The following is a 13,426-nucleotide window of genomic DNA, read 5'->3' as shown; positions in this document are numbered from 1 at the left end:
TCTGCCGCCGGTCAGGCCTCGGGTTTGCCTGCTTCGGCCAGCCGCTGCAGGGCGCTCATCACCAGCGCACGGTCCGTCGTGGGCCAGAATGGTGGGAGGGCCGCACGCAGAAAGCCACCGTAACGGGCCGTGGCCAGCCGTGAGTCCAGTACTGCCACCACGCCCTTGTCCGAGGACGAGCGGATCAGCCGGCCCGCGCCCTGCGCAAGCCGGACCGCCGCGTGAGTCGCCGATATCGACATGAAACCGTTCCCGCCGGCCTTGGCAACGGCGCGCGAGCGTGCGGTCATCAGCGGGTCATCCGGGCGCGGAAAGGGGATCCGGTCTATCACCACGAGCCGGCAGGACGCACCCTGCACATCAACGCCCTGCCACAGGGACATGGTGCCGAACAAACAGGTGTCCGGTTCAGCCTCGAACTGCTTGACAAGGGCGGCCATCGATGACTCCCCCTGACAGAGCACAACCACCTCCAGCCGGGACCGGAGCGCTTCCGCGGCGTCCTCTGCGGCCCGGCGGGAGGAAAAGAGGCACAGCGCCCCGCCGCCCGAAGCCCGGATCAGTGCTTCGAGTTCATCAAGCTGCTCCGCCGAGGTGCCGCGCTCCGGCTTCGCCAAATGGGCGGCCACATACAGCATCCCCTGCTTGGCGTAGTCGAACGGCGAGCCTACGTCCGCCCCGGTCCAGCTGGGCGCCCCGGGACCCAGCAGTCCCAACCCGCCGGCCGCCGGTTCAAATGCCGCGCCGACCGCGAGGGTAGCCGAGGTCAGCACAACCGTATGATCCGCGAAGAGCCCCTCCCGGAGCCGGCCGGCCACGCTCAGCGGTGCGATGTTGATCAGAGCCGGAGCCGACTCATCCGGCACGGAGTAGCCTTGCTGCGGGGTGAATCCGCCCGGTCGGGACAACCAGACCACCTCGCCGGCCTCGCGCGCCACCAGCAGCCTCTCGGCCAGTTCCAGAATCAACGTCAGGCGTGAGCGCGCCATCTGGCGTCCGCCGTCGGCATTGCCGGCGTCCCCCTTGGAATCCGACAACGCCGTCCGGCAGGCATCGCGCACCTGATCAATGGCGGTGAGCTGCTGCTCGTTCAGGCCCGAGGGCAGCAGCCCGGACGGGAGTCCGCCAAGGGCCGCCTCCAGATACCCGGCCGCGGAATTGAGTGTCTCCATCGAGATGCCCGTATTCTTCCGCGCGCTGGAGGCGGCAACGTGAATCATCTGCACAGAGAGCTGACCGCTGACAGCACCGGTAACCCGGTCCTGAAGTTCATGCGCCTCATCCACCACGACGACGTCATACTCGGGCAGGACCGCGAGGCCCTCAAACGCGCTGATCGCCAGCATCGCATGATTCGTCACGACGAGGTCCGCCTCCGCGCCACGTACCTTCGCCAGTTCGCTGAAGCATTCGAGCGCCAGTGGGCACTTCTGCGCCCCAAGACACTCCATCGACGTCACCGAAACCTGGCGCCAGGCCCGATCGCTGACCCCCGGCGTGAGTTCGTCGCGGTCTCCCGTTTCGGTGTCCTCCGCCCAGTCCCGGAGCCGGACCACCTCACGGCCCAACTGGCTGGAGGACCCGGAAGAGGCGCCGACGGGGTGAATGACGCTGGTGTCCTCGCCGAGCGCGAACAACTGGCCCTCGGAGGGCTCCTCCGACGGGAACCCGCCCTGCAGCTTATGCTTGCAGACGTAATTGCTCCGCCCCTTCACCAGCGCCACCTTCACCGGCCGCGGCAGCATTGCGGAAATCGATTCCAACAGCCGCGGAAGGTCACGGCCGACAATCTGCGCCTGCAATGCAAGCGTTGCGGTGGAGACCAGGGAAGGCTTATCGCTCTCGAGCGCATGCGCAATCAGCGGGATCAGATAGGCCAAAGATTTTCCGGTCCCTGTGCCGGCCTGGACCAGCAAATGATCACCGGTGTCGATGGAGGCGACCACGCGGCGGACCATTTCGTGCTGACCGTCACGCTGCTGGCCGCCCATGGCGTCCACCGCGGCATCGAGCAGCTCCAGGGCAAACTGCTCCCCCGCGGCCGTTTTTACGTTCCGTGCCGCTGCCTCAGCCATGGAGGATAAATGGCTCCAGCTCTGCGGCCAGCCCCTCGCGCACCTTCACGCTGGCGTGCGTTCCGGACTCGCCATGGTCCAGCGTAAGGATCTCGGCATCGGATTCATGCAGCTTGCTGATCAGGTCCCCCCGGTCGTACGGAATCAGCAGCTCCAGCTCCACGCCTGGGCGCGGAATTGCTTCGCTGATGGCCGCGAGCAGTTCGTCAATGCCCTGCCCCGTGCGGGCCGACACCACCACGTTGCGTGGTTCGCGCTGGCGGAGCCGCTCGATCACGTAAGGGTCGGCGGCGTCGGCCTTGTTCAGGACAATGATCTCCGGGACCTTGCGGGCGTCCACCTCGCTGAAAACGTGGCGGACGGCGGCGATCTGACCCTCCGGATCCGGATGCGAGACGTCCACAATGTGCAGGATCAGGTCCGCATCCGCCACCTCTTCCAAAGTGGACCGGAAGGCCTCCACCAGCTGGGTGGGCAGCGAGCGGACAAAGCCGACGGTGTCCGCCAGCGTAAAGCCGAGCCCGTCGGCGGTTTCGGCCTTGCGGACGGTGGGGTCCAGCGTGGCAAAGAGCGCGTTTTCCACCAGCACGCCGGCGTCGGTGAGCCTGTTCAGCAGCGAGGACTTACCGGCGTTCGTGTACCCGGCAATGGCGACGGACGGGACGGCATTACGACGGCGGTTGGAACGTTTAGTGTCCCGCGCGGGTTTCATTGCACCGATTTCACGGCGCAGTTTGGCCATCCGAGTCCTGATCCGGCGCCGGTCCAGTTCGATCTTCGTCTCACCGGGCCCCCGGGAACCTATGCCTCCGCCGGCCGCTCCGATGCGTCCACCGGCCTGCCGGGACATGGAGTCACCCCAGCCGCGAAGCCGAGGCAACAGGTACTCCATTTGGGCCAGCTCCACTTGGGCCTTGCCCTCACGGGATTTGGCGTGCTGGGCAAAGATGTCCAAAATCAGGGCCGTCCGGTCGATCACCTTGACCAGTACGATGTCTTCAAGGCTACGGCGCTGTGACGGAGCCAACTCGCCGTCCACCACGACGGTGTCGGCGCCGGTTGCGGCCACGATGTCCTTAAGCTCCAAGGCCTTGCCGGAACCAAGGAACGTGCCCGGGTCCGGTTTGAGCCGGCGCTGAACGATCCCATCCAGCACCTCTGATCCTGCGGTTTCCGCCAACGCCGCCAACTCACGCAGCGAATTCTCCGCGTCCGCGAGCGTGCCTTCGGTCCACAGACCGGCCAGCACCACGCGCTCCAGCCGCAGCTGGCGGTACTCGACCTCGGTGACGTCCTCAAGCTCGGTGGACAGACCTGCCACCCGGCGCAGTGCGCGGCGATCCTGCAGATCCTCCTGGTCGCCGTCGTAGCTGCCGTGCCCGCCGTCAAGAGCGGATATCGCCTGTGCCTTTCCCAGGTTGGTGCTCAACCCGCGGGCCTTTGCGGCGCCGTCGGAGGTCCTGGAACCGGAACGCGCCGCATGCTCGGCCACCCCGGCGTCCTTGGCCAGAATCCGGTCAATGACGGCCTGGATATCGGCCGCGGTCATGTCCTGACCCTCGTCGGATGTTCCTGCTTCATCGGCGCCGGGGGCTGGATTCGGGTTGGTCATAGTCTCCTTTAGAAGGTCGTGCTTAACATCGTAGTCCGGTCCGCGGGCATTGGAGCCGGCCGCAGGGCCTTCCGGCGTTTGGCCGGGCGTTGGTATACCTGGGAATTCCTGGGCCATTAAACATCCTTAGGTGATCGGTTCGCACGGATTTTACTCAACGTGCCGGCGGCGAAGCGGGCTGCAGCCAGTTCATGGCCTGGCGCTGGCATGAACCGCCGCTGGACTACCGCTCTTGGAATGGGCCCTGCCGGAATCGCCTCTGAACGGGCCACTGCGGGACGGGCCACTGCGGGACGGGCCACTGCGGGACGGGCCACTGCGGGACGGGCCACTGCGGGACGGGCCACTGCGGGACGGGCCACTGCGGGACGGGCCACTGCGGGACGGGCCACTGCGGGACGGGCCGATCACAGAATGTACATGCGTCCATGCTAGCAGTGGTCCCGGTCGTGGCGGCGGAATTATGCGGGCGGCGGAAGCGGACGCCTGCAGATTCCGTTTCGGCCACCGGCACACTAACGTGACGGACTATGGGCTCGGATCATTACTTCAGCGCGCAGCCGGCAGGACCGGAAAAACGGCGGTCACTTCAGGTGATTCTGGCCGGTGAACAACGGCATCTGAGCACGACGGCGGGCATCTTCAGCCCGGACGGCGTGGACAAGGGGACGACGATTCTCCTGCAAAATGCACCAGCGCCCGCAGAGAGCGGAAATCTTCTCGACATCGGCTCCGGCTGGGGACCGGTGGCCCTGACCCTGGCCCTGCGCTCGCCGGCAGCCCGGGTCTATGCGGTGGACGTCAATGAACGCTGCATCGCCCTGACCAACGAAAACGCTACATCGCTGGGGCTGAACAATGTCACCGCGAGCCTGCCGGAGGAGGTGGATCCGGCGGTCACGTTCCAAACCATCTGGTCCAATCCCCCCATCAGGGTGGGCAAGGACGAGCTGCATTCGCTGCTGCGCATGTGGCTGCCGCGGCTTGCTCCCGGAGGTGCCGCGTATCTGGTGGTGCAGAAAAATCTTGGTGCGGACTCGCTTCAGCGCTGGCTTAGCACCGATCTCTGCGCCAAATTTCCCGCACTTGGCCTGGGCGTCTCCCGCTTCAGCACCTCTAAAACCTTTCGGATCCTGCAGGTTGTCCGCGCCGAAACCCCATCCTGAGCGCCGAGAAGCACCAGACCACGGGAAACAGGCGACGGGCGCTAGGCCAGCACACCTGTTGCAACAATAACGGCCGGTCCGCTCAACTCCACATGTTCGCTGCCGTCGGCCGCAGGAAGGAACCGCACGCCAAGGTCACCGCCGGGCACACTGACGCGCCAGACGTCGGGCGCGGTCTTTCCAGCCCAAAACCGGGTTGCTGCCGCCGCGGCGCAGGCACCCGTTCCGCAGGACAGGGTCTCCCCCACACCCCGCTCGTGCACCCGCATGGTGATCATGCCCAGGCCATCGACGACCAGCGGGTCCGCCGGCACGGCAAATTCCACATTCGTTCCGTCCGCCGGTGCTGGATCAACCTCCGGTGCCCGGGACAGATCCGTGGCCGCCAGGTCCCCCACGTGGGCCAGAGCGACGACAGTGTGCGGATTGCCCATGCTCACCGAGAGCGCGGGTCGTGCCACGTCCAAGCCCCCGGCGGTCACCAGCGAATCCATGCCGCGCTCCTCCGCGGATCCACGGTGGATGAATTCCCACGGCCCCATATCAACGGCATAACCGCCATCCGTGCGCAGCACCTTCCTGCTGCCGGCCCGGGTGCCGATCGTCAGGGTCGCGCCAATGGGCAGGCAAATCAGCTCCCTGGAGAGCAGGAACTGCACGAAAACACGGACACCGTTGCCGCACATTTCGGAGATTGAGCCGTCCGCGTTGCGATAGTCCATAAACCATTCGGCATCAGGGGCGTCCGCCAGCACGGCCCGCCCCTCCGGAAGCTCCCGGGAGCGCAGCGCCCGGATTAAACCGTCGGCCCCAAGCCCGCGGTGCCGGTCGCAAAGCGCGACGACGTCGGCGTCGGCAATGTCGCGGGCGCCCTCGGGATCCGCGAGAAGAATAAAGTCGTTGCCGGTGCCATGACCCTTGGCGAAAGTGAGGCCGGCGAGGCCGGCCGATGCGCCGGTGGCCATCGGTTCAGTCGTCATTTCTTAACCCTACGTCAGGAGCTCGGGAACGGCCGCAAGGCAACCCAGTACTGCGTTCAGCAGATCCGGCCGGTCCCAGTCGAACCAGTGGATCCGCGGATCAGCGCGGAACCAGGTAATCTGCCGGCGGGCAAACTGCCGGGTAGCCACCACTGTCTGCCCGCTGGCCTGCGCCACCGTTGATTCGCCGTCGAGCACCTGCAGGAACTGCTGGTAACCCAAAGCGTGGGAAGCGGTCTTCCCCTGGCGGAGCCCCTCGCGGTCCAGCGCCGCTACCTCTGCGGCCAAACCCGCGGCCACCATGCCGGCCACGCGCTCCTCAAGCCTGCGGTGCAGGGCGGGACGATCCACGGCCAGACCGATCTGAACGGCCGGTTGGAAATACTCCCGCTGAGGCATGTAGGAACTGAAGGGCCGCCCGGTGAGCTCATGGACCTCCAGCGCCCGGACCACCCGCCGGCCATCGCCGATCCGCTCGGCCGAGACCGGATCCACCGCCCGCAGCCGCTCCAGCAGCGCACCAAATCCCTGCTCGGACAGCTCGGCCTCGAGCCTGCGCCTGATATCGGCGTCGATACCGGGGAACTCCAGCACGTCAAGTGCGGCGCGGACATACAGCCCGGAGCCACCCACCAGGACAGGGACCCTGTCGCGTCGGCGGATATCCGCGATGGCGTCACGGGCCAGGCGCTGAAAATCCGCCACGTTGGCCTCGTCCCGGACCTGCAGAATATCCAGCAGATGATGCGGCACCCCCCGCCGCTCGGCGGGGGGCATTTTGGCCGTGCCAATGTCCATGCCGCGGTATAACTGCATCGCGTCCGCATTGATAATCTCGCCGTCCAGCGCCAGCGCGAGTGCCACTGCCAGCTCCGATTTACCCGACCCGGTAGGGCCGACGACGGCGACGACCGGGGCGGGAGCCGGGGGCTCCTCGGCCCGCTGGGGAAGGGCCCGGGAAGCATCCGCCGCGGTTCCTCGCTTCGTCACTGCCGTCACCGCGGATGCCGATGGCCGGCAATGCGGGCGGCTGGTCTCCACTCAACGCCGGGCGGCATTGGTCGACCTCCTCGAGCAAGCAGCGCTGGCGGAGCACCGGGCGTTGGCAGCGCCGGCGGAGCAACGCAAGCGAGCAGCGCTGACGGAGCACCGGGCGCTGGCATTGTCAGCGGACCGGCAGTGCGGGCATGCCGAGGGAAACGGCCTTCCGCGCACCGCCGACGGTTTTCGGGGCATCAGAGGGCGCACCGCACGAGTCGGCCTGTGAGCGGTCCCAGGCGTCACCGGCGCTGGAGCGGCGCACGCTGTAGCCGTGTGCCCTGTCGGTGGGGTCTGCCACAAGGTGAAAGGCCGCCGCCGACGTGATGGTCACCGTGACCAGATCGCCGGGGCGTGGCGTACCGGCACCTTCCGGGACGCTGAAGTGGACCAGCCGCTGATCCTGGGCCCGACCGGAGAGCCGTCGGGTCTCCGCGGCTTTACGCCCCGACTGCGCGGTCACCATGACTTCCACGGTACGTCCGATTTGACGCGCATTTTCCTCCGCGGCGATCCTGTCCTGCAGCGCGGTGAGGCGCTCAAAACGTTCCTGAACTACAGCCTTAGGCAGCTGGCCTGGCAGGTCCGCGGCCGGGGTGCCGGGACGTTTGGAGTATTGGAAGGTGAAGGCCGTGGCGAATCGGGACTTCTCCACCACATCGAGTGTGGCCTGGAAATCCTCCTCTGTCTCGCCTGGGAAACCGACAATGATATCGGTAGAAATCGCCGCGTCCGGCATCCGCTCACGGACCTTGTCGAGTATGTCCAGGAATTTCGTGGACCGATAGGAGCGGCGCATGTCCTTGAGGACCTTATCTGAACCCGACTGCAGCGGCATGTGCAGTTGCGGCATGACATTGGGGGTCTCCGCCATCGCGTCGATGACGTCGTCGGTGAACGCAGCAGGGTGCGGACTGGTGAAACGGACCCGCTCCAGGCCATTGATACTGCCGCATGCCCGCAGCAGTTTACTGAAGGCCTGCCGGTCACCGAATTCGACGCCATAGGAGTTCACGTTCTGGCCCAGCAAGGTGACCTCAATGGCGCCGTCGTCCACCAATGCCTGAATTTCGGCCAGAATCTCCCCTGGGCGGCGGTCCCGTTCCTTGCCGCGCAGGGCCGGGACTATGCAGAACGTGCAGGTGTTGTTGCAGCCGACTGAGATGGAGACCCAGCCGGAATAGACCGAATCACGCTTCGCGGGCAAGGTGGAGGGGAATACTTCCAAGGATTCCAGGATTTCCAGTTGGGCGTCCTGATTGTGCCGCGCCCGCTGTAACAGCGCGGGCAGCGAACCGACATTGTGCGTGCCGAAGACGACGTCTACCCACGGGGCGCGCCGGAGTATCGTATCCCGATCCTTTTGCGCCAGGCAGCCCCCCACGGCGATCTGCATTCCCGGGTGCGCCTTCTTGACCGGCGCCAGCATGCCCAGGCTTCCGTAGAGCTTGTTGTCCGCATTCTCACGCACAGCGCAGGTGTTAAAGACGACGACGTCGGCGTAGTTTTCGAAATGGCCGTCGGCGGGTCCGCCCTCGGCCTGGACCAGACCAGTGGCTTCCAGCAGGCCCGCCATCCGCTCGGAGTCGTGGACGTTCATCTGGCAGCCGAAAGTCCGCACCTGGTAAGTGCGCTGAGGCTCCCCGTGTCCGCCGTCCGAACGAGGGGCTGATGCTGGTGCTGTGGCGGAGGGTTCAACGCCGGAAATGGTCAGACTCACCCCTCCAGCTTAAGACCTGCATCCCGCGGGACGTTAACCGGCCCACGGCACAGCGGACCGATCAGTACCAGTTCTGGGCCACCTCATGGGCCCACGCTCCACAAGGCGAACCGTACCTGTCCCGGATGTACCCGAGCCCCCAATTGATCTGGGTCCGGTAATTGGTCAACCAGTCGCTGCCGGACTCGGCGTATTTGCTGGGCAGCAGCGCCTGCGCAATCCCATAGGCTCCGCTGGACCTGTTCGTGGCGTTGGTCTGCCAACTGGACTCGCGGATCCACAGCTGCACCAGGCAGGTGAGCTGGTCCTGGCCCCAGCCGTATGCTCCCAGCCGGCTGGAGGCATAGGCCTGGGCTCCTGCCGGGTCGTTAACGCCATTCCCGGGAATATTCGGCAGCAGCACGCTGACGGGGATGTAGCCGCTGCCGTAATCGGTGCTGACGGGCGCAGGGACCGCAGGAGCGGCGGCGGAGACCGCTGCCCCGGAGTTCGCCCCAGCCTGCTGGGCAGCCTGCTGGGCCGCGGCCTGCTCCACGGCGGCCAGCCGCTTGGCCTCCTGGGCTGCCGCGTAAGCGGCCAGGGCAGTCTGGCCCTGACGGTACTGGTCTTCCGTGGCAACGGTGGAATCCTTCAACGAGGCCAGCTGTGCAACCAATACGCCGCTTTGCTGCTTCTGCCGGGCCACCTGGGTCTCCACCGCTGTCTGCGCGCCGACGGCTGCGTTCAACTTTTGTTCGGCGTCCCCGGCGAGGCGCGCCCGCTCGGCCCGGGCGACCTGCTCCTGATCTGCCAGCGCCTTGGCCGTACCCTGTGCGGCGGTGGACTTGTTGTACATGGTCGTGGCCCGATCGGTCACGATTCCCAGCACGTCCAGGCGCTGCAGACCGTCCTTGGATCCGAGCGCGTCCAACGAGGCGAACAAACCAATGCTCGAACCGCCTGACTTGTAGCTCTGCGCGACCAGTGCTCCGGCCTCTTTCTTGTACTGCGCCACCAGTGCATCGGCCTTCTGCGCCTGCGCGGCGAGCAGATCCACCTTGGCGCTGGCCGAGTCCAGGTCTGATTTAGCTACTGCAAAGTGCCCTCCGGCCTCGACCGCCGCATTGCCCAGCTGATCTGCCTCCGTCTGTAGTCCGTCAAGCAGGGAGTTGATCCTGCCGACCTCGGCACTCTTGGAGGCTTCGTCCTGTTTCGCCGTCTGGACGTCCTGCCAGCTCGGGAAACCGCTCGGAGGTGCCGAATCGTCGGCGCTTACCGGGCCCGCCAGCGCGGCGGGCAGCACCAAGGTACAGGCCAACACCGCGGCGGTACCCAAGACTTTAAACCTAGTTCCGAACGTGTCCATAAGTCGCCAGCATATCCGGTGCCGCGGTGTTCTGGAGTCGCGCCACCTACGGGGAGCCCGGTTCAGTCCCTTAACTGCCGCAGAAAAGCGCTCATCTCGGCATCGACTATTCGGAAGGCCACGGACGGCGGATAACCCTTACGCGCCAACATACTGACGAGGCGGCGGGTATATTTATCCCGCTCGGTGCGGCCCGAAACCGCCAGACCGGCGCGAAGTTTCCGGCGCACGAGCGCCACGTCCGCCTGGCTCTCATCGTCATCGGTGATTTGTTCCAAAGCCTCGGCGGCCCGCTTATCGGAAATGCCCTTTTCCGAGAGCTCACGCTTAAGAGCGCCACGCGCCAGCGATCGGGTCTGCGCCCGGCTGCGGACCCACATCCGCGCAAATTCGGCGTCATCCACCAGCCGGACCTCTTCAAATCGGTCCAGCACGGCATCGGCGACATCTTCCGGTATGTTGCGTTCCGCGAGTTTTTTGGCCAGCTGTAATCTGCTTTTGGCCGAACCCGTCAGCTGCCGCAGCACGATGGCGCGTGCCACGGCGGCAGGGTCCGCGTACGGATCCAGTTCCGGTGCCGGTCGTTCACCGCTCATTCGGCCAACCTGCCTAGAATCCGTCCACGGCCTTGAGTTTGGGTTCCGTCTCCTCGGCGGCCGCGGGCTTGACCCCCACCCCGAGCTTCTCCTTGATCAGACGCTCAAGTTCCTCGGTCAGCTCCGGGTTGTCCCGCAGGAACCGGCGCGAGTTTTCCATGCCCTGACCTAACTGATCGCCATCATAGGTGAACCACGACCCGGACTTCTTGATGATGCCGTGTTCCACGCCCATGTCGATGATGCCTCCCTCGCGGGAAATGCCTTGGCCGTAGATAATGTCGAATTCCGCAATCTTGAATGGCGGAGCCATCTTGTTCTTGACGATCTTGGCCTTCGTGCGGTTGCCGACCGCGTCGGATCCTTCCTTCAACGTCTGGATCCGGCGGACGTCGATGCGGATCGAGGCGTAGAATTTCAGCGCCTTGCCACCGGTGGTCGTCTCCGGGCTGCCAAAGAACACGCCGATTTTTTCACGCAACTGGTTGATGAAGATGGCCGTGGTCTTGGTCTGGCTGAGCCGGCCCGTGATCTTGCGCAGGGCCTGGCTCATCAGGCGCGCCTGCAGTCCCACGTGGCTATCACCCATGTCACCTTCGATTTCGGCCCGCGGAACCAGCGCAGCCACGGAGTCGATAACCACAATGTCCAGCGACCCGGAGCCGATCAGCATGTCCATGATTTCAAGGGCCTGCTCGCCGGTGTCCGGCTGCGACACGAGCAGCGCATCGACGTCGACACCCAGCTTCGCTGCATAGTCCGGGTCCAAAGCATGTTCGGCGTCAATGAACGCGGCGATCCCGCCGAGCTTCTGTGCATTCGCCACAGCATGAAGGGCCACCGTCGTCTTACCCGAAGATTCAGGACCGTAGATCTCCACCACGCGGCCACGGGGAAGGCCGCCGATGCCGAGGGCTACATCCAAGGCGATGGAACCGGTCGGGATGGTCTCGATCGGAACGCGGACTTCGTCTCCCAGGCGCATGATCGAGCCTTTGCCAAACTGCTTATCGATCTGGGCAAGGGCTGCTTGCAGTGCTTTTTCACGGTCTGCGGGAGCTGCCATGATTCACCTCGGTCTTTCATCTGTGCCATTTCTGGTCTTGCCATCTCCGGTCTGCGGGCCACGCCCGCTACGAGCGGGCGACAACGGGTTTCCGGTATTAAGTTAGGGCCGGAACAAACAATGTGCCGGTGCAGTCGTGCTGGTCCAGCCCACCGACATCTACGACGCTAGTCCAGCCCACCGATATTTTCAGGATGAAGCCCCGGGGTGTGGACAAGGTCGCGAAAATCAGCCATCAGGACGTTGACTGCCTTTACTATCTCTTCACATACCATCGTATCGGCACCCGAACGGATATTCGAAGAGGCACGCCGGGGTCATTTCACGGGAACGTCCCTGCCCAGGCGTCGCTCAATGGGAACGTCCTGCATATCGCAGACGGCAAGCCAGACCGCGCGCGGCTCGATTCCGGCCTGCAGGGCCTGCTGGGCGCTGCGGCCGCCAGCCGCGGCCAGCATGAGGTCGCGGGCCAGGACCCGGGAGTAGCCTGCACCGAATTCATCGTCCATCAACCGCCAAAAATCACTTATCCGCACCTCTAGAGTCTCTCACGGACAGGGGGCCCTAGAATGAAGAAATGACTGCCCAAGCCCCAGACGGCCGCATCGGTTCCAGCGGTAGCGGTTCTACCCGCGCCGACCCTCCCGGAAGCACGCAGGATGAATACGCCCCGGGACTTCCCGCGTCGGATTCAGCGGGAGAAGACGCCGTTGACGCCGTCGAGCTTCAACTCAGCCTGCTATGGCGGCGCGCCCGGGCGATGTCGCTCAATCTTTCCCGCAGCGTCCATCCGGAACTGGAACCTGCAGCCTACGGTCTGCTCACCATTCTGATCCGTGACGGTGCCATGCGTCTGACAGAGCTCGCCTCATGCATCGGGGTCGGCAAGCCGTCGGTCAGCCGCCAGGTCGCCTTTTTGGAATCGGTCGGCCTCGTCCGCAAGGAAGCGGACCCGCTGGACGGACGGGCCCAATTGATTTTGCTGACCGACAAGGGTGCCGAACAAATGCGCACGGTGCACGCGGCCCGAAAGGAAGCCTTTCGCGGGCGCCTGCAGCACTGGTCACGACCGGAACTGCTCGATTTGGCCACCCTGATGGCTAAGCTCAATGAGGACTATGCACGGGACCTTCACCTGCGCGGGCCCAAGGAATCGGAGACCCCCCGCTAACGGTCGCCCCCGCACCAATGATCGGGCCGCTCGTGTGCCGAACCGGAATTTAGGGCACCCATTAGCCTGCCCTGCCAGCCTACCTGCGCGGCCCGGGTCGGACGGGACAGGCGCGCAACTGGTCTCCGAGGCCATCCGATGGCGGACGCAGATGAGGCCCGCCACCAGCGGTGACAGGCCCCGACCGCGAAAGATCCCGGCGTAGAGACCTAGAAAGCGTTAGACAAGAGGTCCTTGCTCAGTTCGTCGGAGATTTCCTCGCCCAGATCCCGGCCATAGCGTGCCGAGAACTCCTGCGGGACGGTATCCGGCACCGAGACGCCCTCTGCGACGGCCAGCCTGTCGCTGACCTCCCGGAGCATCAGGGAAAGCGGAACGTCGAGAGCCGAACAGATCGAGGACAGCAGCTCCGAGGAGGCTTCCTTCTGACCCCGTTCAACTTCGCTGAGATAGCCCAGCGAGACACGGGCGTTATGTGAGACTTCGCGGAGGGTACGGCCCTGGCGCTGACGAACGTCGCGCAAAACGTCACCAATTTCATGGCGTAAAACCACCATTTTGCGCTCCTTCTGCTCGTGCTTAGCCGCTGCCAAACCCACATCACGCCAGCGCACTACGCCGTTTACGGATACGGGTTGCTTCACCATCTGTATCGCC

12 protein-coding genes are annotated in these 13,426 nt (G+C 65.1%); 2 read left to right on the top strand and 10 right to left on the bottom strand.

Features of this window, described 5'->3' with window-relative positions; translation table 11 throughout:
* Nucleotides 1–11: 11 nt before the first annotated feature.
* Both ACLLJI_RS05425 and hflX read right to left on the bottom strand, forming a co-directional pair.
* Nucleotides 12–2,075, bottom strand: a complete 2,064-nt coding sequence (locus ACLLJI_RS05425; protein ID WP_434618839.1) for an ATP-dependent DNA helicase — start codon at nt 2,073–2,075, stop codon at nt 12–14.
* Complete coding sequence (gene hflX, locus ACLLJI_RS05420) at nt 2,068–3,687, bottom strand: GTPase HflX (protein ID WP_434618836.1); 1,620 nt, start codon at nt 3,685–3,687, stop codon at nt 2,068–2,070. Before hflX ends, ACLLJI_RS05425 begins: the two co-directional genes overlap by 8 nt.
* A gap of 530 nt (nt 3,688–4,217) precedes the next feature.
* Between hflX and ACLLJI_RS05415 the strand changes: the two genes are divergently transcribed.
* A complete protein-coding gene (locus tag ACLLJI_RS05415; protein ID WP_434618833.1) occupies nt 4,218–4,853 on the top strand; it encodes a class I SAM-dependent methyltransferase in 636 nt (211 codons plus the stop codon).
* Between the two features lie 41 nt (nt 4,854–4,894).
* Here the strand turns inward: ACLLJI_RS05415 and dapF are convergent, their stop codons facing one another.
* From dapF to ACLLJI_RS05380, 7 genes are all read right to left on the bottom strand, one after another.
* Nucleotides 4,895–5,833: a diaminopimelate epimerase gene (gene dapF, locus ACLLJI_RS05410; RefSeq protein ID WP_434618830.1), complete on the bottom strand. Its 939-nt coding sequence runs from the start codon at nt 5,831–5,833 to the stop codon at nt 4,895–4,897.
* Nucleotides 5,834–5,842: 9 nt separating this feature from the next.
* A complete protein-coding gene (gene miaA / locus ACLLJI_RS05405) occupies nt 5,843–6,823 on the bottom strand; it encodes a tRNA (adenosine(37)-N6)-dimethylallyltransferase MiaA (RefSeq protein WP_434618827.1) in 981 nt (326 codons plus the stop codon).
* A gap of 175 nt (nt 6,824–6,998) precedes the next feature.
* Nucleotides 6,999–8,591 carry a tRNA (N6-isopentenyl adenosine(37)-C2)-methylthiotransferase MiaB gene (miaB, locus tag ACLLJI_RS05400; RefSeq protein WP_434618824.1) on the bottom strand — a complete coding sequence of 531 codons (1,593 nt, stop codon included), beginning with the start codon at nt 8,589–8,591 and terminating at the stop codon, nt 6,999–7,001.
* A 61-nt stretch (nt 8,592–8,652) separates the two neighbouring features.
* The gene (locus tag ACLLJI_RS05395; protein ID WP_434618821.1) at nt 8,653–9,936 is read right to left on the bottom strand and encodes a coiled-coil domain-containing protein; all 1,284 of its coding nucleotides are present in this window, start codon (nt 9,934–9,936) and stop codon (nt 8,653–8,655) included.
* 62 nt (nt 9,937–9,998) lie between these two features.
* Entirely contained in the window at nt 9,999–10,532 is a 534-nt protein-coding gene (locus ACLLJI_RS05390; RefSeq protein ID WP_434618818.1) for a regulatory protein RecX, read from the bottom strand.
* 13 nt (nt 10,533–10,545) lie between these two features.
* Entirely contained in the window at nt 10,546–11,598 is a 1,053-nt protein-coding gene (gene recA, locus ACLLJI_RS05385) for a recombinase RecA (protein WP_283561157.1), read from the bottom strand.
* A gap of 317 nt (nt 11,599–11,915) precedes the next feature.
* Entirely contained in the window at nt 11,916–12,134 is a 219-nt protein-coding gene (locus tag ACLLJI_RS05380) for a DUF3046 domain-containing protein (RefSeq protein ID WP_283561156.1), read from the bottom strand.
* 41 nt (nt 12,135–12,175) lie between these two features.
* Between ACLLJI_RS05380 and ACLLJI_RS05375 the strand changes: the two genes are divergently transcribed.
* Entirely contained in the window at nt 12,176–12,769 is a 594-nt protein-coding gene (locus ACLLJI_RS05375) for a MarR family winged helix-turn-helix transcriptional regulator (protein ID WP_434618813.1), read from the top strand.
* 209 nt (nt 12,770–12,978) lie between these two features.
* Here ACLLJI_RS05375 and ACLLJI_RS05370 read toward each other — a convergent pair whose 3' ends face one another.
* A complete protein-coding gene (locus ACLLJI_RS05370) occupies nt 12,979–13,416 on the bottom strand; it encodes a helix-turn-helix domain-containing protein (RefSeq protein WP_283561153.1) in 438 nt (145 codons plus the stop codon).
* Between the last annotated feature and the right edge of the window lie 10 nt (nt 13,417–13,426).

The organism is Arthrobacter sp. A5, from assembly GCF_051131705.1.
GTDB lineage: Bacteria > Actinomycetota > Actinomycetes > Actinomycetales > Micrococcaceae > Arthrobacter_M.
This window is presented reverse-complemented; position numbering and strand designations above follow the sequence as displayed.